Source organism: Pseudomonas sp. RAC1, from assembly GCF_030658255.1.
GTDB lineage: Bacteria > Pseudomonadota > Gammaproteobacteria > Pseudomonadales > Pseudomonadaceae > Aquipseudomonas > Aquipseudomonas boreofloridensis.
Window position 1 is genome coordinate 630759 of sequence record NZ_JAUTXS020000038.1, and the last position, 21932, is coordinate 652690.

At 62.7% G+C, this 21932-nt stretch carries 12 protein-coding genes and 1 tRNA gene; 5 read left to right on the forward strand and 8 right to left on the reverse strand.

Features of this window, described 5'->3' with window-relative positions:
• Positions 1-97 precede the first annotated feature (97 nt).
• Positions 98-340 (reverse strand): hypothetical protein, encoded by a 243-nt coding sequence (locus tag Q7C30_RS20200; RefSeq protein ID WP_039578330.1) that lies wholly within the window; start codon positions 338-340, stop codon positions 98-100.
• 288 nt (positions 341-628) lie between these two features.
• Here Q7C30_RS20200 and Q7C30_RS20205 point away from each other — a divergent pair.
• Positions 629-703, forward strand: a tRNA-Gln gene (locus Q7C30_RS20205).
• A gap of 100 nt (positions 704-803) precedes the next feature.
• Here the strand turns inward: Q7C30_RS20205 and Q7C30_RS20210 are convergent.
• The 5 genes from Q7C30_RS20210 to Q7C30_RS20230 all read right to left on the reverse strand — a co-directional run bounded on the left by Q7C30_RS20210 (position 804) and on the right by Q7C30_RS20230 (position 7898).
• Complete coding sequence (locus Q7C30_RS20210) at positions 804-3188, reverse strand: response regulator (RefSeq protein WP_317872528.1); 2385 nt, start codon at positions 3186-3188, stop codon at positions 804-806.
• Between the two features lie 11 nt (positions 3189-3199).
• Entirely contained in the window at positions 3200-3661 is a 462-nt protein-coding gene (locus Q7C30_RS20215) for a response regulator (protein ID WP_029613330.1), read from the reverse strand.
• Between the two features lie 23 nt (positions 3662-3684).
• Complete coding sequence (locus Q7C30_RS20220) at positions 3685-5964, reverse strand: ATP-binding protein (RefSeq protein ID WP_317872529.1); 2280 nt, start codon at positions 5962-5964, stop codon at positions 3685-3687.
• 190 nt (positions 5965-6154) lie between these two features.
• Positions 6155-7303 carry a M14-type cytosolic carboxypeptidase gene (locus Q7C30_RS20225; RefSeq protein ID WP_317872530.1) on the reverse strand — a complete coding sequence of 383 codons (1149 nt, stop codon included), beginning with the start codon at positions 7301-7303 and terminating at the stop codon, positions 6155-6157.
• A gap of 79 nt (positions 7304-7382) precedes the next feature.
• Positions 7383-7898 carry a DUF4880 domain-containing protein gene (locus Q7C30_RS20230; protein ID WP_317872531.1) on the reverse strand — a complete coding sequence of 172 codons (516 nt, stop codon included), beginning with the start codon at positions 7896-7898 and terminating at the stop codon, positions 7383-7385.
• A gap of 544 nt (positions 7899-8442) precedes the next feature.
• Here Q7C30_RS20230 and Q7C30_RS20235 point away from each other — a divergent pair.
• The 4 genes from Q7C30_RS20235 (at position 8443) to Q7C30_RS20250 (ending at position 12988) form a co-directional block, all read left to right on the forward strand.
• The gene (locus tag Q7C30_RS20235; protein ID WP_317872532.1) at positions 8443-8958 is read left to right on the forward strand and encodes a sigma-70 family RNA polymerase sigma factor; all 516 of its coding nucleotides are present in this window, start codon (positions 8443-8445) and stop codon (positions 8956-8958) included.
• Positions 8955-9902: a FecR domain-containing protein gene (locus Q7C30_RS20240; RefSeq protein WP_317872533.1), complete on the forward strand. Its 948-nt coding sequence runs from the start codon at positions 8955-8957 to the stop codon at positions 9900-9902. Before Q7C30_RS20235 ends, Q7C30_RS20240 begins: the two co-directional genes overlap by 4 nt.
• Positions 9903-9969: 67 nt before the next feature.
• Positions 9970-12366: a TonB-dependent receptor gene (locus tag Q7C30_RS20245; protein WP_317872534.1), complete on the forward strand. Its 2397-nt coding sequence runs from the start codon at positions 9970-9972 to the stop codon at positions 12364-12366.
• A gap of 118 nt (positions 12367-12484) precedes the next feature.
• On the forward strand, positions 12485-12988 hold the full coding sequence (locus Q7C30_RS20250) for a hypothetical protein (RefSeq protein ID WP_029613324.1): 504 nt from the start codon (positions 12485-12487) through the stop codon (positions 12986-12988).
• A 145-nt stretch (positions 12989-13133) separates the two neighbouring features.
• Here Q7C30_RS20250 and Q7C30_RS20255 read toward each other — a convergent pair whose 3' ends face one another.
• Positions 13134-13337: a cold shock domain-containing protein gene (locus tag Q7C30_RS20255; RefSeq protein WP_029613323.1), complete on the reverse strand. Its 204-nt coding sequence runs from the start codon at positions 13335-13337 to the stop codon at positions 13134-13136.
• A gap of 131 nt (positions 13338-13468) precedes the next feature.
• Positions 13469-21766 (reverse strand): RHS repeat-associated core domain-containing protein, encoded by an 8298-nt coding sequence (locus tag Q7C30_RS20260; protein WP_317872535.1) that lies wholly within the window; start codon positions 21764-21766, stop codon positions 13469-13471.
• Positions 21767-21932: the final 166 nt, after the last annotated feature.

Sequence of the window (21932 nt, forward strand, 5' to 3'; positions counted from 1 at the left end):
AAGAGGCGGGTGCAGACGCAGCTTGCGCGAGCCTGCGTCGTTTGACCAGTCGCAAATGGGCGGGGGACCTATCGCATGACGGGATGACACGCTTCGTTCAGGCTTTACGTTCCAACTGACGCTCGATCATGAACTTGATGCTCAGGCGGCGCTCCTTGAGACGGCGCAGATCGTCGTCCTCGAAGTTGCCGGCCGAAATGGCTTCGGCGGCCAGCACCTGGTTGTCGATGTCCGTGTAGTCGTCAAGCAGACGGTCGAGGTCTTTATCATGCTGGCGGCGTTGCTGAACGATTTCGCGTGGGTAGTGCAGGTCCTGATACAGATCGTGTGAGACTGGCATGGCGCTGTCCTTGTGATGCGCAAGTGGGGTAATTGCTTGGAATCAGCGGCGACCATTGTATTGAAGCGAAGCGGTAAAAAAGCGACGGATGGTTGGGTAAACGATTGGCTGAGTCAGGCGCAGGCGACGGGAGGGTCGACAAAATGCAAGTCGTGCGCTTGTCTGACCAGTAACTTGCTGTTTTCCGACAATTTTTTTTACGCTGGGGCTTCCCAGAGACAAATTTTGTTGGTAAAGTTCGGCCCATTCCAGCACAGCAGCACTCGCAGCTGTCAGTGAATTCTCTACAGGGGCGTCGCCAAGCGGTAAGGCAGCAGGTTTTGATCCTGCCATGCGTTGGTTCGAATCCAGCCGCCCCTGCCATTTCCTTCCAGATTTAAAGTTCTCCAGCCGAAGCTTCGGTCTGGGGATTTTTCGTTTCCCCTCGAAAAGCCTGACGCGCCGAAGCGCGCCGTTTCATGCTTCAGCCGCTTGCCAGCAATTCGTTCAAGGCGCGTGTCAGTTCCTCGGCTTGCACAGGCTTTTGCATCACCAGGCTGCCGGGCAGTTCGAGACCTTCCAGTTCAGCGTAGCCGGTGAGAAAAACCACGGGTAACTGTGGGTAGCGCTCACGCGCGGCCGCGGCCAACTGCGCGCCATTGAATTCGGGCATGGCAAAGTCGGTCAGCAGCAGGTCGATCTGTTCATCGAGCAGCGCCAGGGCCTGCTCGCCACTGTGCGCCTGACGCACTTGGTAGCCGTACAGGCGCAGCACATCGCCGAGCATGTCGCGCACCAGATGATCGTCGTCCACCAGCAGGACCACGCGGTCATGACCGTTGAACGAGCTGGTCTGGGGTGTACCAGTGGTTTGCGGCTCGCTCGTCTCGATCTGCTTGACCGCTGGCAGATACACACTGACCCGTGTGCCGACCTCGGGCGTGGTCTCGATGCGCACGCCACCCCCGGACTGCTTGGCGAAGCCGAACACCTGGGCCAGGCCCAGTCCGGAGCCCTTGCCGATGTCCTTGGTGGTGAAGAAGGGTTCGAATACCCGTGCCACCACGTCCTCGCTCATGCCGCAACCCGTGTCGCGGATCGACAGCATGACGTAATCGCCCGGCTCGGGATCTTCGGGACGCTGCGCGCGGCTTTCGATCCGGGTGTTGCGCGTCGTCAGGGTGAGCTGACCACCGGCCGGCATGGCATCGCGGGCGTTGATTGCCAGGTTCAGGATGATCATCTCGGTCTGGGTCGGGTCGGTCATCGCCTGCCACAGGCTGTCGTCCAGGTCCAGCCGCACCGAGATGTTGCCGCCCAAGGTACGGCGCAGCAATTCCTCGAGGCCGCCCAGCGTGCGGTTCATATTCAGGGGCACGGGCTCGAGACGTTGGCGGCGGGAGAAGGACAGCAACTGCGAGGTGAGCTTGGCACCCCGCTCACCGGCTTCGCGCACGTGTTTCAGGCGGCTGCGCGCCTTCTCCAGATCGCCTTTGTTCAGGTCGCGCTCGACGAAGCTGGCGCCGGTGAGTATTACCGTCAGCAGGTTGTTGAAGTCGTGCGCCACGCCAGCGGTCAGTTGGCCGACGGCCTCCAGGCGTTGCATCTGCTGCAGCGCCGCCTCGATACGCTCGCGTTCGAGAATCTGGTCGCGCAGGCGACTGTTGGCTTCGGCCAGGCCGAGGGCAGACTCGCGCTCGCTGGTGATATCGCGGGCCACCACATAGAGCAGGGTGTCTTCGGGTACCACGACCCAGGACAGCCAGCGTTGCTGGCCGCCCGCGTGCTGGATCCGGCCGACGAAACGGGCGCTGGTGCGGCCGTGGGCGAGGGCGGCGAGCTCTTCCAGGAAAGCCTCGTGTTCGTGCTCGGGCAGCAGGTGCAGCAGCGAGGTCTGACTCAGGCGTTCGCGGCTGATGCCCAGCACGGCCTCCCAGGCCGGGTTAAGCGCCACCGGTGTGAGGTCTTTATTGAGTACCGCGAGCAAGTCCTGCGACAGTTCCCAGGCGCGGTCGCGTTCGCGGGTGCGTCGCTCCACGCGCTCGCCGAGCATCTCGTTGAGTTGCTTGAGCGCTTGGGTGGCCTGGCGCTGTGTGTGAATGTCCTGTAGCACGCCGGAGAAGCGCACGCAGCGACCGTCGACGAATTGCGTCTGCCCGGTGGACAGCAGCCAATGAGGCTCGGGCCTGCCGGGAGCAATGCTGCGAAACTCGGCGCGGTAGTGACCATCGCTGTCAGGCTGCATCGATTGCATGACGGCCTGCTTTACGAAGGCCGCGTCCTCGGGATGGATGCCGGCGTAGAAGGTCTCCAGGCTCATCTCGGTGTCGATGGGCAAGCCGAACAAAGCCTTGCAGCGGTCGTCCCACAGCAGCAGGTCGTCAGCGGGGCGGTAGTCCCAGGTGCCCATGCCGGCAGCGTCGATGGCGATGCGCGCGCGGGCCTCGACATCGGCCAGCGCTTCCTCGGCACGGCGTCTGCGCTGACGCTCCTGGACCTCGGCCAGCGCCCGTCGCACCGCTTTGGGCAGCAACGGCAGGTTCTTCTTGAGCACGTAGTCGGTGGCGCCCAGGCGGATCATCTCCACCGCGTGTTCTTCGCCATAGATGCCGGACAGGAAGATGAAAGGCACGTCCGGCGCCAGGTGCTGGGCGATGGCCAGTACGTCGGTGCCGGAAGAGCCGGGCAACACGCAATCGCAGAGGATCAGGTCAAAGTTGCCCTCGCGCAGGGCTTTTTCGACCCCAGCGTGATCGAAGACCACCTGCGCCTTGACATGAAAACCGCTGCGCTCCAAGCGCATCAAGCTCAGCTCGGCATCCATGGAGCTGTCTTCGACCATCAGCAGGTTCAATGCGGTGGGCTGCATCAAGGACGCCTTCAGTTGCTGCTGCGACGATTCAGACGCAGCGAGCCGGGTGGAGGTTCGTTGAGTACGGCCCAGAAAATCCCCAGGTCGGAGATGGCGGCGACGAACTCCTTGAATTCCACCGGCTTGACCACATAGGCGTTGACGCCGAGTTCATAAGCACGCAGCAGATCGGGCTCCTCGCGCGAAGAGGTCAGCATCACCGTGGGGATGCTGCGCAGTTCTGGCGTATCGCGCACTTCCTTGAGCACTTCAAGTCCGTCGACCTTCGGCAATTTCAGGTCCAAGAGCATGACGGCAGGGTTGCCGTCGTCGCGGTCGGCATAGGCGTTGCGGCGTAGCAGATAATCGAGGGCGTCTGCGCCATCGCGCAGCACGATGACTTCGTTGGCCAACTGGCTGCGTTCCAGGGCCAGGAGGGTCAGCTCCAGGTCACGGGGGTTGTCTTCGACCAGCAAGATCGGTTTGAGCATGATGTGTCAGGTTACCTCAGGTGTTAACGGATGACGGGCAGGGCGAAATGGAAGGTGGCGCCCTTGTCGACTTCCCCCTCGGCCCAGACTCGACCGTCGTGCCGCTCGATGATGCGGCGCACGCTGGCCAGCCCGATGCCGGTCCCTTCGAAGTCCTCCATGCGGTGCAGGCGCTGGAACACTCCGAACAGTTTGCTGGCGTAGGTCATGTCGAAACCCACGCCGTTGTCGCGTACGAACACCTCGACCGTTTCGGGGTGCTGGAGCGCGCCGATCTCGATCCGCGCCGGCTGCCGTCCGCGTGTGTATTTGATTGCGTTACCGATCAGATTCTGCAGGACCAGATTGATGAACGCCGGGTCGGCGATCACTTTGGGCAAGCGCTCGACGTGCCATTCGATCTCGCGGTCGGCGTAGTCCGGGGCCGACTCCTGGAGAATGTTCTCCACCAGGGCATTGAGATCGACATCCGACAAGCGCAATGCCGAGCGCCCCATTTGCGAGAAATTGAGCAGGTTGTCCACCAGCGAGCCGGCGAAGTGCGCGGCCTCGCCAATGTGCTTGAGGAAGCGCTGGCCGCGTTCGGACAGGCCTTGGCCCTCGACTTCGCCGAGCAGCTCGGAGTAGCCGGCGATGTGCCGCAGCGGTGCACGCAGGTCATGCGAGACACTGTAGGAGAAGGCTTCGAGCTCCTTGTTCGAGCGCTGCAGCTCACCGCTCAGTTGCGCCATTTCCTCGGCCTTGCGCAGCACGATGCCCAGCACTGCGGTGCGCAGCTCGCCCGCGCCGTCGATCACCAAAGGATCCCATGGGGCGCTGAAGCCGCGTACCACTTCATGCCAGGCGTCGAAGCTGTGGCGCGGGCTGAGACTACCTTGAACGCTGATTTCCTTGAGCGGTCGGCCGGCCCAATCGACGGTGCGCACCTGCTCTGGACGGAACCACAGCAGGTAATGCGAGTGAATCTGCGAAATCGCGACGGCGAGCAGGCCGCCGGCGTACTTCGTCAGTTCTGGCACCTCGGCGATATCGCGACCCAGATTGTCGCTACTGAAAACGGCATCGTCGCCACGGCGCGACAACCATTGCACCAGCTCGTTGATCACCGCCTCGGTGGGCGTGCTGCCGATCAGCTCGCACCGTTCGGCACTGATGATGGCCGCGCCCGTGGCGTCGGCGAAGTCCAGGAATACCTCGGGCAGGCTCAGCAGGCCGTCGCTGACGCTGTCATAGTCGGCCATGGCCGAGAGCATGTGGACGATACGCTGGCGCAGGTTGAGCAGGGTGCGCGTGGCGCTGTGCGCCTCGTGGGCTTCGAGTTGCAGCGAGAGCACGCTGCTCAGCAACTCGCAGGCCGCGCGGGTGCGGAAGTCCACCGCGCGCGGCTGCTCATGATGGCAGGAGATCAGGCCCCAGAGCTGACCTTCGACCACGATCGACAGCGACATCGAGGCCAGCGTCCCCATGTTTCGCATGTATTGAAGATGAACGGGGGAGACGCTGCGCAGCGCGGCGAAACTCATGTCCAGGGGTTTACCTGTGCGCGGGTTGAGCGTCGGCAGCAAGGGCGAGGGCGTGTAGTTGGCATCTTCGATCAGGCGAATGCGGTTGATGCGGTACAGCTCGCGAGCCTGGCGTGGAATGTCCGAGGCTGGGAAACACAGGCCTTGATAGCGCGGGTAGCCAGCGTCTGCCACTTCGGCGAGCACCTGGCCATTGCCCTCGGCATCGAATCGGTAGGCTTTGACCCGTCCGAAGCCGGTGATGCGCTTGACCTGCTGCACCGACTGCTGCAGCAGGTCCTCGATACTGCTGGCCTGCTGAAGACTGCTGACGAACGCGCGCACCAAGGGGTAGTAGTCGTCTTGATCGCCTTGACCGGCGGACGGCATGCAGGGCTCGAATTCAGCGATCAGCACCTGATCATGGCGATGCACCAACAGGCGCAGACAATCGGTCCAGGGGGCGCCATCATGCAGTTTCACGTCGCCGATGTGGAAGGGAAAGATCTCGTCGACGGGCAGGCGTTCGAGTTGGCGACGGGCATCGAAACCGGCCTCCATCAGCGTAGGCAGGGTCTTGCCAATCAGGTCGGTGGCGGTACTGCCGAGCCACTGGCTGGCATTTTCGCTGATCTGGAGAATGCGCAGATCCTGCTCGTCGAGCACCAGCATGAAGCCGTGGGAGCGGATGCTGCCAGGGATCTGGATGGGTTCCTGGGCGCAACGTTCAACGGCTTGATCGAAGGCATTTTCAGCGGTGGTCAAGGAAACTCTCCCGTCATGGCCACACAGGGCGGCCATAGGCGTCTGCGCAACAAGGTGTGTGCTATGCAAGGTATCAGAAAGTGACGGTTTTCGCCGGGAACATGGCCATTTGAGAGTAAGAATTAAGGTAGGTTCTGCTTCACGGCGAAATTTATATAGCTTTCCCGTGACGCTGTTTCGAGATCGCGTTGCGTCTATAGCGGTGTGCGTTCGCGAAGAGGCTGGCTCAACGCAGAACCGCGATCATCTGCTCCAGCGTCTGCAACACGGCACCGGCCAGGGCCGCCGAGCGGGCGCCCGACCAGCCGGTGCGTGGGTCAGGGTTGTCATCGTGATCCTTGAACGGCATTTCCAGGGTCAGCGCCAGGCAATCGTGGGCCTGGCCCACCGCATTGCAGGCCAGGGTCATGTTGGCCTGGCCAGGTTGGTCGCGGGTGTAGCCGTGAGTGGTCTGGAAGTCGGGCGTCAGGCGACACAGCGTGGTGCGGAACTGATCCTCGAGTGCGGCGATGCGCGGCGTATAACCGGGGTTGCCTTCGCAAGCGGCGGTGAACACGTGAGGGATCTCCTCGTCGCCGTGCACGTCGATGAAGGCGTCGACGCCGTGCAGCTTCATCTGGCTCTGGGCGAAGAACACTTCCGGGCTGAGTTCGACGCTGGCGTCCTGCCACGCACGGTTGAGGTCCTTGCCTTTGAAGTTGGTGCGCAGATGGCCGTGGAACGCGCCATCCGGGTTCATGTTGGGGATCAGGTACAGGTCGGCGGCAGCGAGCAGGCGCTGAAGGCTGGGATCCTTGGATTCCAGGCGTTCGATCACGCCTTCCATGAACCATTCGGCCATATGCTCGCCCGGATGCTGCTGGGCGATCAGCCACAGCTTGCGCCGGGTACCCGTCCCCGAGCTGGCGCGCAGCAAGGGAATATCGCGACCTTGCACGCTGCGCCCGCTGGCCAGCAACTCGACGCCGTCGATCTTGAGGGCGCGTTCGATCAACTGGTTGTGGCGAGCGCGAGGGTAGGGCTCGAAGTAGGCGAACCAGGCGATGGGCTGTTCGGCGTCCAAGCTGAAGGTCAGGGCTGTGCCGTCGAAGGTGCTGGGGATGCGAAACCAGTGCTGTTGGTCGTAGGAGCCCACCGCGTGATAGCCCTCCCAGGCATTGGGATAGGACGAGCCATGGGCATTGTCGAGGCTGAAACTGTGGCGCTGCCCTGGCGTCAGGCCGCTAGCCCTGAAGTGGAACCATTGATAATGGCCGCTGTGGGTGTCGGGGCGAATAGCCAGGTGTACCTGATGCGGGTCGTTGGCATCCAGGACATGGATGTTGCCGGAATCGAAGTCGCAGTCGATCTGCAGGGGGGACAGCGTCACGGTCATTGCCAGGCTCCTATGGCGTTGTTGTGACGCTACTGTACACCCACGAGCGGTTCGGGGCAGGCGCGGGGCAGGTTCGATCTCAGGCCAGGAGTCCGAGCGCCAGTGCGGCAGCAACGCCCAGTACCAGCGCAACAGAGCAGCCGCCCAGGGAGAACGCGGCACGTCCGTGACGGTACCAGCCGTCTGCGCCTAGGTGTCTGGCCGGGGCCAACAGTGCGCGCCAGCGCAGTTCGGTCTGACGGAACGCGTGCAGGTGCTGTGGCGAGGCGTCCAGCCAGCGGCGGAAGTCGATGCGCTCGCACGTCGTGGCCTGTGGACTCTGCAAGCGCACATACCAGCGTCCGGCGACACCCGCCAGTTGATCGCCTCGCGGGCGAGCACTGTCCAGGGCCTGGAGCAGGTGACGTTCGACCGCCGCCAGGGGTAGGTCCAGGCGCTGGGCGATGTCGGCGATACCGAGCTGATCGAGTCGGCTGAGCAGGAAAATCTGCTGCACTCGGCGTGGCAAGCGTGCGAGGTGCTGTAGCAGCGCATTTTCGGTCGCGCACTGGGGGACATGCGGATCGTGCTCGAAGGGCAGCAATAGGCGGCTCATGGACGGCTCCTTGCGCGGGGAGGGAACGAAGGGGGCATCTTCCCTGATGCGCGGCTCAGCTTAATCTTAACGAGATTGATTCTCAAGTGCTGTTTGCGCAAATTGCTGCGCCACGCATTCACCGATTGCTATGCCTTTGATATCATCGCGGCCATTCAAAGCGGTAACCCTTCTTCATTAGCCTGAAGAGCCAAAAAAAAGACCCGGCAAAAAGCCGGGTCAAAAACCGTGATTAGCCTGATGAGGAGATAATCTGAGCGTCCGACCTGAGGACTCCAGGTTATCCAGCCAGTCTCTCGACCGGCTGAGTGCAATAATAATGGTTATCATTTGCAGGTCAAGTGATATTTCGGCTCATCAGAAAATAATTCTGTTTCAGCGCTGCCTTTGGTGCATGCCCGGTGCACTGCAGCGCGTCATGCACGACCAATCCCCTTCAAACACGGTTATCAAGCCGCCTATTGCAGCGGTGCGCTTGGCGCGCCCATGAGAACTAATTAGAATCACTCGCATTCGTACCCCGTTCTCTTCAGTGTGTCTTCGAATGTCCGAGCCTGCCGCGGCGCCCGATTCCAGCTTCGACACCCTTTACCGTGACCATCGCAGTTGGCTGCAAGGCTGGCTGCAACGGCGGCTGGGCGATACCTGGGCCGCAGCGGATCTGACCCACGACACCTTTCTGCGCGTGCTGGCGGCGCAGCAGACCAGCGCCTTGTCGGGCTTGAGGGAGCCGCGCGCCTATCTACTGACGGTGGGGCGTCGCCTGCTGGTCAATCATTACAAGCGGCGCAGCCTGGAGCAGGCGTACCTGCAGGCCTTGGCCAACCTCCCGCAGGCCCTGGCGCCATCGCCTGAGCAGCGCTGGCTGCTGCTCGAAACCCTGCAGGCGCTGGATGAGTTGCTCGACGGCCTACCCAGTGCCGTACGCCGCGCTTTTCTCTGGTCGCAATTGGAAGGGCTGGATTACGCTGGCATCGCTCAGCGCCTCGCGGTGTCCGAGCGCACGGTCAAGCGCTACATGGTCAAGGCTTACGAACACTGCCTGCTGGCGGACCTGTGACCAGCCCTGGCCGCGGCGATGCCCGCCAGTTGGCCCGCGAGGCGGCGCGATGGTTGGCCTTGCAGGACGCTGGCCCGCTGGATGGCGATCAAGCGCGTGCGCTCCAACAGTGGCGCGCGCGCAGTGACGCCCATGAGGCCTTGTGGCAGAAGGCGCAAACCCTCAGGCAACGCTTCGCTCAGGTACCGGCGCCTCTGGCGGTAGCCTGTCTGGACCGACCCGATCCTGAGCGTCGGCGGGTGATGCGGCAGATGCTGGGCGTCGCCGTCCTGGCGCCGATCGCCTGGGCCGGCTACCGCCAGTTGCCGCTGTCGAGCTGGCGTGCCGACCTGCGCACGGCCACCGGCGAGCGGCGGGCAGTGGCGTTGGCCGGTGGCACCCGCCTGCAGTTGAACACCGCCAGTGCGGTGAACCTGGACTTCGCCGAGGGGCACCATCGACTTCAACTGGTGCAGGGTGAAATCAGCCTGGACTCGCCTGGGCAGCTCTGGGTGCAGACGCGCGACGGTGTATTGCAGGCCGAGGCCGCCAGCCTCTGCGTGCGCGAGCAGCATCAAGGCTGCCTGGTGTCGGTCAGTCGGGGGCGGGTGAGCCTGCAACCGCTGGCCGGACCGAGGCTGCAGCTGCAGGCCGGGCAACGGGCGACCCTTGCGCCTGCCGCGGTGACCGGCCTGCAAGCATTCGATGCGCAACTGCCCGGCTGGCAACAGGGCCTGCTGATCGTCGACGACCGGCCGCTGGGGGAACTGCTGCGTGAACTGGACCGCTATCGCCCAGGGGTGTTGCGTTGGGACCCGGCCGTGGAACGCCTGCCTGTGACCGGCACCTTCCAGCTCGACGACACCGACCGCATCCTCGCACTGTTGGCCGCGAGCCTGCCTGTTCAGGTGCATTACCGTACCCGCTACTGGGTCTCGCTGACGCCAGGCAAGAAAATCGCCTGAGCGCTGTCCCCTTTTACTCACTCGCTTGTCATCACGGGTATCCACCCCTGAGCAGAGAACCTTGCGGATGTCCCGTTCCCCCTCGTTACGCCCTTTGTCCACGCAGTTGCTGCGTGCCGGTCTGCTCCTTGCGCTGGGGCTGCCTGCCAGTGCCTGGGCGGAGGAATCGCCACGGCGCAGCTTCCAGGTCGGCGGCGGCAGTCTCGGCGCAGTGCTGACCCGGTTTGCCGGTCAAGCCGGCGTCAGCCTGTCGGTCGATCCTGCACTGGTAGCCGGACGCAGCAGCCTGGGCCTTGAGGGCGAGTACGCTGTGGAAGAGGGCTTTGCCGCCTTGTTGCGCGGCTCCGGGCTGACGCTGGTGCCGGCCGGTCCAGGCAGCTATACCTTGGTGCATCAGGTCGAGCCGGTCGAGGGTGTGCAGGTACTGCCCGAGACCACCGTGCACGGTCAGGGACTGGGCATGGCCGACGACAGCTACGCCGGCGGCCAGGTGTCGCGGCGCAGCACCCTGGGCATGCTGGGCGAGCGCGACTACATGGAGACGCCGCTGAGCGTCACCTCCTACACCAGCGAACTGCTGCAGAACCAACAGGCCCGCACCCTGGCCGACGCCGTGGCCAACGACCCTTCGGTGCGCAGCACCAACCCGGCCGGCGGGCGTTTCGAGCAATTCTCCGTGCGCGGCTTCAGCCTCTACAACAGCGATGTCGCTTACGGCGGTTTGTATGGCGTGCTGCCGACCTATTCGATCGACATGGAAATGATCGAGCGGGTCGATATCCTCAAAGGCCCTGGCGCGCTGCTCGGCGGTCTGGCGCCCAACGGCAGCATCGGCGGCGGGGTCAACATCGAGCCCAAGCGCGCGGGCGACACCCCGCTGACCGAGTTCACCGCGTTGTACGCAAGCCCAGGGCAGGGCGGCGGGCACCTGGACATCGGGCGTCGTTTCGGCGAAGGACAGCGCTTCGGCGTGCGCCTGAACGCGCTGCGCCAGGCCGGCGACACCGAATGGGACCACCAGCGCATCGAGCGTGAGGCCACGGTGCTGGGCCTGGACATGCAGGGCGATCGCACGCGGCTGTCCCTGGACCTCGGCCATCAGCAGCGCGATGTAGATGCACCGATGGAGCGCGTAGGCTTGGCCGCCGGGCTCAAGGTGCCGGATGCCAAGGACGTGCACCACAACTTCGCCCAGCCATGGAGCTATTCGCGGGCCAAGGACACCTTCGGCGCGGTGCGCGGCGAATATGACCTGAGCGACAACTGGATGCTGCATGGCGCCCTCGGCGCCCGCAAAGGCGACTACGATTTCATGCGCCACGCCGTGCAGGTGGTCAATTCGGCCGGGCGTTTCACCGTCAGTCCGCGCGCCTTCCAACGCGATGAGGACGTGGTCACCGGCACTGTCGGCGTGCGCGGCTGGTTCGACACCGGGCCGGTCGGCCACACGCTGAATGTCAGCCTCAACCGTTTCGACCTGACCTTCGACAACAACGGCGCGCGCTATGCCAGCGGCATCAGCAACCTGTACCAGCCGGTCGCCTTGCCCAAGCCTGGCGCGCCGCTGGCGCTGGACAGTCCGGTGCACACCCACACCGTGCTGTCGAGCCTGGCCCTGGCCGACACCCTCAGTTTTGTCGACGACACCGTATTGCTGACCTTGGGCGCACGCTTGCAGCGTGTGGAGGTGGACAGTTCCGAACCCGGCGAGCCCGACCAGCGCTACGACGAGCACGCGACTTCGCCGGCGGTAGGCCTGGTATGGCGCAGCACGGATCAGCTATCGCTGTACTTCAACTACATGGAAGGCTTGACCCAGGGGCAGACGGCCCCGGAGACGGCGAACAACGCGGGCAAAGTGTTCGCACCCTATCGCAGCAAGCAATGGGAGGTGGGTGCCAAGTACGACATGGGGCGTTTCAGTACCACCGTCAGCGTGTTCCGAATCGACAAGCCGTCGTACTACACCGATGCGCAGAACAACCTCAGCGCCGACGGCGAGCAGCGCAACCAGGGCCTGGAGATCAGCCTGTTCGGCGAGCCGTTGGAGCGTGTGCGTGTGCTGGGGGGCGCGATGTTCCTCGACGCCGAGCAGACCCGCACCGCCAACGGCCGCAACGATGGCAACCGGGCCATCGGCGCGCCAGTGGTCAACGCTAACCTGGGTGTGGAATGGGACCTGCCCGCTGTCGATGGTCTGACCCTCAGTGCCCGGGTGATCCATACCGGAAATCAGTACCTGGATGCCGCCAACCGGCAGAAGATCGATGCCTGGCAGCGCTACGACCTGGGCGCGCGCTATGCCCTCAAGCTGGGCGACAAGGACCTGACCTTGCGCGCCAGCGTCGAGAACGTGCTGGACAAGACCTACTGGGCCTCGGCCAACGTGCCCGAGGGCACCGCCACCGGCCTGACCCTGTCGGCACCGCGCACCTGGCTGCTGTCGGCGACGATGGGCTTCTGACCCGGGTAGGGCTTCTCGCCGAAGTCGGTCAGACCTGTCTCTGTGGCGCCGAGTACCGCACCGCGCGGCCCTCGGCGCCTATGCTTGGGCCTTCATGCGCACTGAGAGGAGACTTGCGATGGACGCACGCCACATGCTGATGGGGGTTGCCTTGGGCCTGAGCGCGCTGGTGCAGGCCGAGGATGGCCCCGCCTCGCACATCAGCGTCAAGGTCGGCAAACCGACTTTCGTTCACCAGCTCAGGTACGAGGTGATGTACAGCGAGAAGCCCTTCGAGCTGGCGACCATCTATTACTACGACAATGGCGTCTACAAGATCGTCTCGCCCGGCGAGGATCATTACGGCGTGTACCTGGTCATGGGCTCGATGACCGAACCTTCCTATGCCATCAGCTACCTGTCCCTGCCCTCGGACGACTGGGGTGGCAACGTGGCGCGGCATGACCTGCGGTTCGATGCGCGGCGCCAGGTGTTCGAGCAGCAGGCGCTGAGCTTCCAGGACCAGAACATCCCTGCGCAATCCGGCACATTCGTCCAATCCACCCATGATCAGGCTGATCCGACGCGCATCGTCTGGCAACAGCCATCCGCCCAGCCCGGGACGAACAGTGCCAAGCCGTAGACAGAAGATTGGAAGTCGCCACGGTGACGCGAACTGCCTGTCGAGCGTGATCGCAGTATCTGTCGCGGTCATGCACGGGCAGGCAGCGCGCGGTGGTCGGGCAGGTCCATAGTGCTCAACACAAGCCTTCAGGGTGCTGAAGGGGTTACTTGAGTTTGACGTTGGTGGCGTGATGCTTATCGCCTTTTTTGATCACCTCGAACGATACTTCGTCGCCATTCTTCAAATCCAGCGAACCCACGGCCTCGGATGGGAGGACGACATCGTCCTCATCGATCTCGTAGTCGAGGAAGCCTGCTTTCAGCTTGGTGTTGAACATCTTCACCTTTGCAACTTTTGCCTCGCTCATTATTCAGCTCCTTGTCGAGAAATGCCGGAGTGGCACTAGAACCCTAGCGACCCCGCTTATGTTCGACTACTGGCATTTCTGTCAGGTGCCGGCTGCGCGGACAGCGCAACAGCCGGCGATTTCACGCCTTGTCAGGTCAGCAAGTGCCCACCGCCGCCATGCTCCCAGAGGTTCTGCTCGCTCAACGGAATGGAGAAGCGTCCCCAGGGCGTGATCGGAGTGCTGGCGTCGTTGGCGGCCATGGCAATGAAGGCTTCGATCGATCCGCGTGTGATGTACAGGTCGATCGCGTTGCCGGTGACCCACGCCCCCGTGTTCGCCAGCCGTGAGCGGGTCGCGAAGTTGTTGAGCCTGTGAGCCTGTCGCAGCCCTTTGCCATACAGGCCCATGCGAGCGTAGCGAGGGTTGGCGAGGTCCATCGACGGCACCGCTCCCAGGTAATCGATCAGCCTCAGACCGGCGGACTTGATCGTCGCTCTTGCACCCAGATGGCCGGATTCGGCAACCGGAAGGCTGCCGAGTTCCTGGGTGGCGTACGCCATGCGCGACAGTGCGGGGCGGGGCACTCGAGCACCGGGCCTGATCCGCGAGAGCGTCTGGCCCAATCGACGCGTGGAGCGCATGACGTGCTTGATAAGACTCGGCACCTTCTTGATCAGACCCAGCGCACTTTCGTAAAGCGACAGCACGCCAAAGGCCAGCGACGCATAGCCCAATTTCCTCGACAGCTCGGGATTGACGTCTTCGGTCAGGACGGACGCCACCTCGAAGCCGAACGACAGCACCGCGCAGGTCGTCATCGCGACGAAGAACACTGAGGCAGCGCCGCCCGTCATCACCGAAGCGGCGATACCGACAACGGTCAACACGGCGGAGAGTGCCAGACCGCGCCAGCGTCCACCGACGGGCATGGGCTTGGTTTCGCGCAGTACCTGCGCATAGTTGCTCAGTTCCTTGTCCTGACCCCAACGGCTGAGCATGATCGCGCCACTGGGGTCGTGCAGGTTGACTGGGTCGGGGCAGTGGGCGTAGTCGTTGACGCCGCCTTCTCCGAACGGGCTCAGCCAATCGGGCTGGACATGTCGACGCAACGCGGGGTCATAGCAGCGATAGCCATTGCCGACAGGGTACTGCCCCGTCACAGGGTCGCGGCGCATGCCGTTGTAGCCGCTGACCAGGTCCGGCAGGGCCGCGCCTTCGCCAAAAGGCAACAGGGGCGCGAGTTGCAGGTCGGCGTCGCTCACCTGGCCGACGATCCCCGCTTGTGGGTCGTCGATCAGCCAGCGCACCTGGTCGTCATCGTATTGCGCCAGCCCTGGGGAAAGATGGGTGGCGCGGGTGGGTTGGCCTGTCTTGTCGTAGCGGACCAGGCCGATCAGTTCGTCGTCGTCGTAGCGCAGCTCCTGAGTGCTCTGGTCCTGCTCGTCGTATTGCGCCGCCAGCCGTTGGAGCCCGTCGTACTCGTAGCGGGCGAGCAGAGCGCCTTGATCGTCCTTGACGCTGCTGAGCTGACCGGCGGCGGTGTAGGCCAATGCCCGTTGCTGACCGTCCTTTTGCAATTGACCATTGCTGTTCCACGTCAGGGCCGTCGCCTGTTCGCCCGTCTTCACAGCCGTCAGGCGGGTGGGGTCGGACGCGGAGGCATAGGCGAAGGTTTCGGTGATGGAATCGCCCTCGAAAGGCGTGCTGACGCAGCGGGTCAGATTGTCCAGGCTGTCCCACGTGAACGCCTGGGCCTTGATCGGTACGCCATGGCGGTCCTGCGGACAGAGCTCCGCTCGGGTGGCGTCGCAGGCGTAGGTTTCCAGGCGGTCGAGCACGTCGTAGGTGAAGCGCTCGGTGCGCAGCAGTTCACCGTCCTGGTAGCTGGCCTTGCTTTCTAGCCGACCGTCGCCGCGCCAGGTCATCTGCTGGCTGAAGCAGGGCGCGCCGTTGCGCAGGAAAGTGCGCTCGGTTTCCCGGTCGAAGCTGTCGTGCTCACTGTCAACCTGCCACTGCCCGGCGCCGCTCAAGGCATGCACCTGGCGAGATTGCAGATGACCGAGTTCGTCGTAGCGGTAAAGCACGTCCTCATGCGCCTGGCAGGTGCGCAACAGGCGGCCTTCGCTGTCCGGGAACACGCGGCGCAGGCAGCCGTCGGCACGCAGGGCGGCGATTTGCTGTCCACGCAGGCTCTGCCATACAGCGCCTCTGACCGTGCCTCGGGGTGTCTTCTCGGTGGTGTTACGGCGGCCCGGAACTCGCGCATCTGCAACTACCTGCTGCCAAAGCGCAGTGCTGTCCGAATCCGCAGCGGCGCTCAGCACGGTCGAACCTTCAGCGCTGGCCTGGCTGTACAGCAGTTTGCCGTCAGCCTCGAAGCGCGAGCCCTTGGCGTCTTCTATCCGTTGGAGGCGGGTTTTGTCGGGGAGGGTCACCGAGCTCTCGTCGAACGCATACTCCCGGCTGCCGATCTTGCGTGTACTCAGCTTGCCCAGGTCGCTGAGGGATTGCGTTGCAACCAGCTTGCCATCGACGGTCAGCGTGTGGACCCGGTTGCTGAAGCCTTGGTAGGCGCGCTCGAGGGTCGTGGCGTCGGGGCGAATGACCTTGGTGACGCGGCCGAGGATGTCGCGCTCCAGCGTGTAGGTCTGTGTTTGGCCGCCAAGGGTACGGGTGTGGCTGATCACGCGGCCGTCGGTGTCGTAGTGTTCATCCACCTGCAAGTGCTGCTGGCCGGTTTCGTTGGTCCAATGCACCGCCTGCTGGAAAGACCCATCGGTTTCAGCGGTGCTGGTGGTGGTGCGTTCAGAGAGGCGGTGAGTGCCCAATAATTGTTGTTCGGTAAGTCGTACGGTAGAAGACGATTGCGTCGGCCGATGAAGTGACTTCATGCGTTCGAGTGCTCCAACTTGCGATACTTCAGTGTTGCCCAAGAGCATAAAGAGCTCGAGGATGTCCTGAATCACGGGCGTCAAGTCTATCGAGTATGCACCCGATGCCGAACGCGTACTGTCAAATCGTACGCTAAACCACCCAACTATTTGCATATCCGTGAGTAAAGGTATGGCTGGAAATATACGGTGGAGGAGCTCACCTGCTTTGGCTCGATTGAATTCGTGGAATTCTTTGAGTAAGTTTTTTGACAGTATGTTGAGCATTGAACGGGTTCTCGATTCGAGAGTCCCGTGTGAGGCGCGAAGTTTAAGTTGATCAAAGAACGTCGCAGTTCCACCGTATATAAAAATTCTTTTAACGGCTGCGAGCGGTAGAGTAGTTTCACTATCCACCTCATCACTCTCGGCGTTTTCTCCGATGTTAGCGCCCGACAGCTTCAACCATCGTTGCGAATCTGCGTTGCCCAGACTCCTTGCATCCATGCGTATGGCTTGTCCTCCTGGCAGATAATCCCACGACCAGTTGACTGACGCCGAAGACAGATTCAATGCTGCATAAGAATACGCCTCCAAGGGGACGTATGCCCCTTCAGGCGCTCGGCGCCAATGCATGCACTCTGTCCGCTGCAAGCCGTCAAGATGACAAAGGCTCTGACTGCCGTCCTTATGGCTGTGCTCCACGTGTCTCCCATCGACGCTGAACACCGATGTGATGTGCTCGTCGGCCTTCTGCTTCGCAGTCCTTCCAGTGCTTCCGGCTGCCAGCCTGTAGCGAATTTCTTGAATGACACGCCCCGACGCATCGCGCGTCCAATGCGTTTCGACGCCATTCTCGACCTTTTCCAGCGTGCGCCTGCTGTACCGGGAGCGAACTTCCTTGCTCACTTGGGCCGTGCCCTCGGCCGTGGTCGCGCTGACGATCACTTGAATGCCCGGCTGGGTGGGATTATCGATGAAGGTTTGAACGTTGCTCAGCGTGATGTGCTGGCCGTCAGCGTGCGAGGTTTGTGTATTGGTGATCGACCACTCGAGCACCTTGCTCTGCTCACTGGGGGTTTTCTTGCTGGTGGGTGCCGAGGTGGACGTGCTGATCTGGTGCCACAGCACCTGCTCTCCCGTCAGTGACCACGTGGCAGTGCCATCGAGCGTATCGTCCGTCAGGGTGCCCGTCAGCCCTTCCACCAACACCACCTCGTCCAGCTCCAGATAATCGCGGCCTGCACGGGTGACTTTCCGATATCCGAACAATTTCAGCCCCTGTGGATTGCCAAAATCGTCACATTGATACTCCGCCATCAACGGCGCATTGGCGTAAGCCGGCATGAACGGACACTTCAGGGTCGGCACCGTGCTCAGGCCTTGCAGATCACTCAGCGCGATCTGGTTTTCTCCCTGGTCTGCGTAGTAGCAGTAGTGGATGGAATGCGAGCCCTTGACACGCAGACGCAGTGGATTGCCTTGAGCATTCGTCACGACAGTGGTGGCATCCACGGTCTTGCCCAGACGCGCGCGCTGAGTTTTCGGCGACAGACTCAACAGTTGCTTGATGTCGCTCGTCAGTTGTTTCCGGTACTTCGTCGAATATGCCCACAGCAGTTGAAGTACCGCCGTCTTGCGTTCCAGCGGCGCGGACGTTGCCACGGCTTCGATCTGTTCACCCCGGATTCTGACGCGTATGCCTTCGATCACGTCGACCAACTCGTCTCCCCAGCCTGAGTAACGGAAGGTGGTCCGGGTGTGCTCATCACCCAGTGAAAACTCCAGCCAATGATCCTGCGCAGAGCCCGAGCCGTGGAGCAGTTGTATACGGTTGCCATACTCATCCAATCCGAATGCGTACAGGCTGTGCTGCACCGTGGCGTGGGTACCGCTGCGCACGGCGGCGATGAACAACTGATCGCTGGGGTGCTGGAAGCTGCCGGTGTAGGTATAGCGGTCGATATGGTTCTGCTGGCCACCACTGGGCAGCAGCGCATGCAAGGCCACGCGAGGCAGGGCAGGTGAGCTTTTCAGTTGGGCGTCCTGCTTGACGTACTGGACGCATTCGACGGAGCCGTCCTGTTCCTGCAGGCGGCACAGCACCCTGTCCAAGGTCGGATCGTCGTCATAGCCACAGTCCACCTGCTGCAAAACGGCGCCTTTTTGTTCACGCTTGAGCGTGCGTAATAGATAGTGTTCGAGCTCCAGTACGACCTGGAACGCCTCGGCGCTGCCAGGCCACAGTTGCATCTTCACCTGACTGCCCACCTTGGCCTGCGGATCCAGATACTGCGCGCTGAACAACAGCGTTTCCCCGCTCTTGATGCTCATCAGCAGAAACTGACCGTCCTGGCGCTTCCATTGCAGGTCCAGCGCTTCGCCATATGGCGAGACGATACGCGAGGGCAACAGTTGCACGAACGGTCGCTCGTACAGTGCGATACGCCTGTCCAGTTCTCGGGTATTGCCATGGTTGGCCCAGGCCTTCTCCGCCTCGCTGTAATCAATGGCCGCCGCGCTACCATAGCCCGGCGGGCTGAGTACCAACAATATCCACTGTGTCCAGTGATCAGGTACGTGTGGAAATTCGGACTTGCTCTTTTTCTTGATCGCCTTGAGCGCCTTGAGCACCTTCTGGCGGAAGGCGTCATTGGGTTCGATCTCGTCACTGCCGGGCGCGGAAGGCTTGCTCAGGATCTCCTGGGCACCGGTCGGGTACTCGACGGTGAAGGTGCTGTAGTCCTGGTTGCAGCTTACCCGGCAGGACGGTGTCTTGATGGCTTGACCTTTGCCCAACAGGGCCCATTGGTCGTCGCTGAGCATCACCGGCGTGCCATTGGCGAGCGTGAGCAGGCGGTGGTCGTTCTCCTGCAGAGAACTGGTGACGATGCGGGAGAAGCGCCAGGCCCAGCCATCGCCCAGGCCCGCCTCGTTGCCGCGCAGCGCCGAGTAATGCAGCGTCAGGTCGCACACCGGCCCCAGCCCATGCGCGCCTTGCAGCGTGGCGATCGGGTAGTGGGCATGGAACAGGCCGCTGCGCTCATCCACGCCCGTGCGGTCGTGATGGCTGGTGTCGAAGACTTCGGAGTGGTTGGTGTTGCCATAGTCTTCGCAGAGGAAGCTGATTTCCTCATACGCCCGCATGGCCGCCGGTGGTGTGAACTCCACGGCCTGTACGGCGTGCCAGAAGTGCCTGGGGTGCAGTGCGCCGATATGGCCCACGGTGAGTGCCTTGGCATCGCGAGCGCTTTCCGGATAGGTCAGGTGCAGGTCGTAGACGCCATCATCGATCGGCCCTGCCCAGATGACCCTGGTATCGGTCACTTCCACCGGCCACTGCGGGTGCTCACAGGGACGGGGCACGCAGGCCGCCACTCGATACCCCTTGTCATGGGCCGCCTGGTTCAGGCGAAATTCCAACTCTCCATTCAACGACTGCACCTCGATCTGCACGGTGCCTTCGCCTGCCTGGACCTTGAACTCGGCCTTTTCGGTCGGCAGGCGCCCAGGCCAGTCGTCGGTCTCGAGCAGGTACTTGACGTAGTCGCCGTCGCTCCAGGTTTCGCCGTCACCGACGTTCTCCACGAGCACCTGCAGTTCGCTGAAGCGGGGCACGCTCAGCGCTTCGGCGCTGGTCCCCACCTGCAATTCCGGCCAGGCCTGCGCCTTGAGAAAATCGGCCAAGGCCTGGAGCCAGCCCGCACGGTCATCGAGCTTGACGCCGTCCTGAGGCTTGAACAGCGCCCGGTGCAGCAATTTGCGGCTGAACGGATGGCGGACGGTGACCAGCACGGCATGTTGGGGGTCGTTCTTCCAGGCCGAGTCCAGGGTAGGGCCCGCCTGGCGCCCGGCCGCGTCGGGCAGGGTGGTGAAGATGCGCAGCGCATCGCCGCGTTGCCACAGGTACAGTTTGTCGGTCTCATCGACCCGGCCCGCGTCGGGGTCGTGCGTCGCTACCCGCAGATAGGGCGACACAGGCGAGGCGTTCAGGTCGGTGAGCCAATCGCCGAGCCACTTGCCCGAGGCGCACTGATCGCTGCGGGGTGTCCATTGGTGGTGAGCGAGCAGGCGATGGGAAAACTCATCGTAGACCCAAGCCTGCACGGGCTGACCCTGCTCGAGCGTCAGCCCGTCATCGATCGCCTGGCTCTGCCACCAGCGGGCCTGGGTGAGGGTGACGCACAGCTCGGCGCATTGAGGGACCCAGAACGCGTTGCCAGCCTCGGCAGGCGTCACGCGGCAGTCTTTGAGCACACCCCCCCGCAGCAGACGGCTGTCATGGTTGATCTGTTCGCACAAGGCCTTGGCCCAATGACTGCCGGCCTGGGTAGTCGTAGGCGTGAAGAAATGCTGCTCGTACAGGGCTTGGCAGGTGAGGTCGCGCACTTGCAGGCACAGCGTTTCGCCTGCTTCCGGCTTGAAGGTGCCGTCGCAGGCCAGTGCCTGCACCAGGTTGGCGGCGAAGGGGGCATTGCTGAAGGCACGGTAGCGGGCCGGACTCCAGAGCCGCAGGGGCTCGACATTGGTGGAGAAACCGTTGTCGGCGTTCCAGGCGCCCACGGTCATGGGTTCGCCGGCGGCTACCACGTGGTCGGCAAACGCCTTGGGCCAGTGCTTGGCCGAGCAGGCGTCCTTAGGTACCGGGTAATCGATTCGGCGGATATCGCCATCGAGCCTGTCGATGAGAAAGGCCGTCAGCACCTCGCCTTCGGCCAGTGCGCGCCCGGCTTTGAGGGTGCTGCTGGAGGTCCAGCCACCCTCGATGCTGCCCACCCGTTCGAGCGAGAAATCAGTCATGTCGGGGAGCGCGCCATCAGCTTCGGTCGAGATCAGATAGGGTTCGGTCACTGCTCGACGCACCCTTGAACGCGTCTTCGTCGACTTCGCGTGCGCGGCCTTGTGTTCGATCGCGAAGCGCCCGTTTTCAGTGGCGGTGATCGCCCATTCGCTTTCGACATGAAACTCACCCAGCACTCTTTTCAAAAACGCCTGGTGTGCCGCCAGGTCGGCGTGGTAGTCCGGTACGGGCTGGGAGGGCGGTACGAAGCAAAAGATATGGTCGACATAGCCCCATGGCAACGACACGTCGTTGCGTTGTTGCACGATGGCCTTGCGAATCAGGCGTGATTGCGCATGGGGGGCAAGCGTGTCGAGATTTCCATCTGCCAACCAGGTGAACTCGCCCAGGGAAGAATTGCGTGCGAACGTCCCATAGTTGAGATCGATACCGAAGTTCGATTGCGAGGGGCGTTGCATCATCAGGACTGGGCCAGGCAGTTCGTACAGGGTTTCTCCACTGTTGCGATCGACCAATATCCAACCTTCTTTCAGCAGCGAAGCGAATGCCAGAACACGTTGTATGCGTCGCTCCTTGAGTTGCACGATGTCCTTGACGTCTGTCCACTTCATATGGTGCTGCTTGCCGGTGCTTTGGTCGAGCAGCGTGATGCCATTATCGTCCGCCTTTACCCAAAGGTACTGTTGGCCATTGACCGTCACCTCGTCGTCCTTCGCGAAATAAGGCGCGACGGTGCTGCGGATGTACATTCCCTGGGTTACCGTTGATTTAGTCATGCGCGTAGCCTCAATGGACGGGCCAATGCCCTTGGATCATCTTGGCTATTGGAGAGCCCGCTCCGACCACTGACAACTGACAGATTTATCAGGCGCTCTCAGCGCCTGGCCCTCAGCCTCACGAAGGACCAAGACCAGGGCTGCGGGCAGAGGCGCGGCCCAAAGC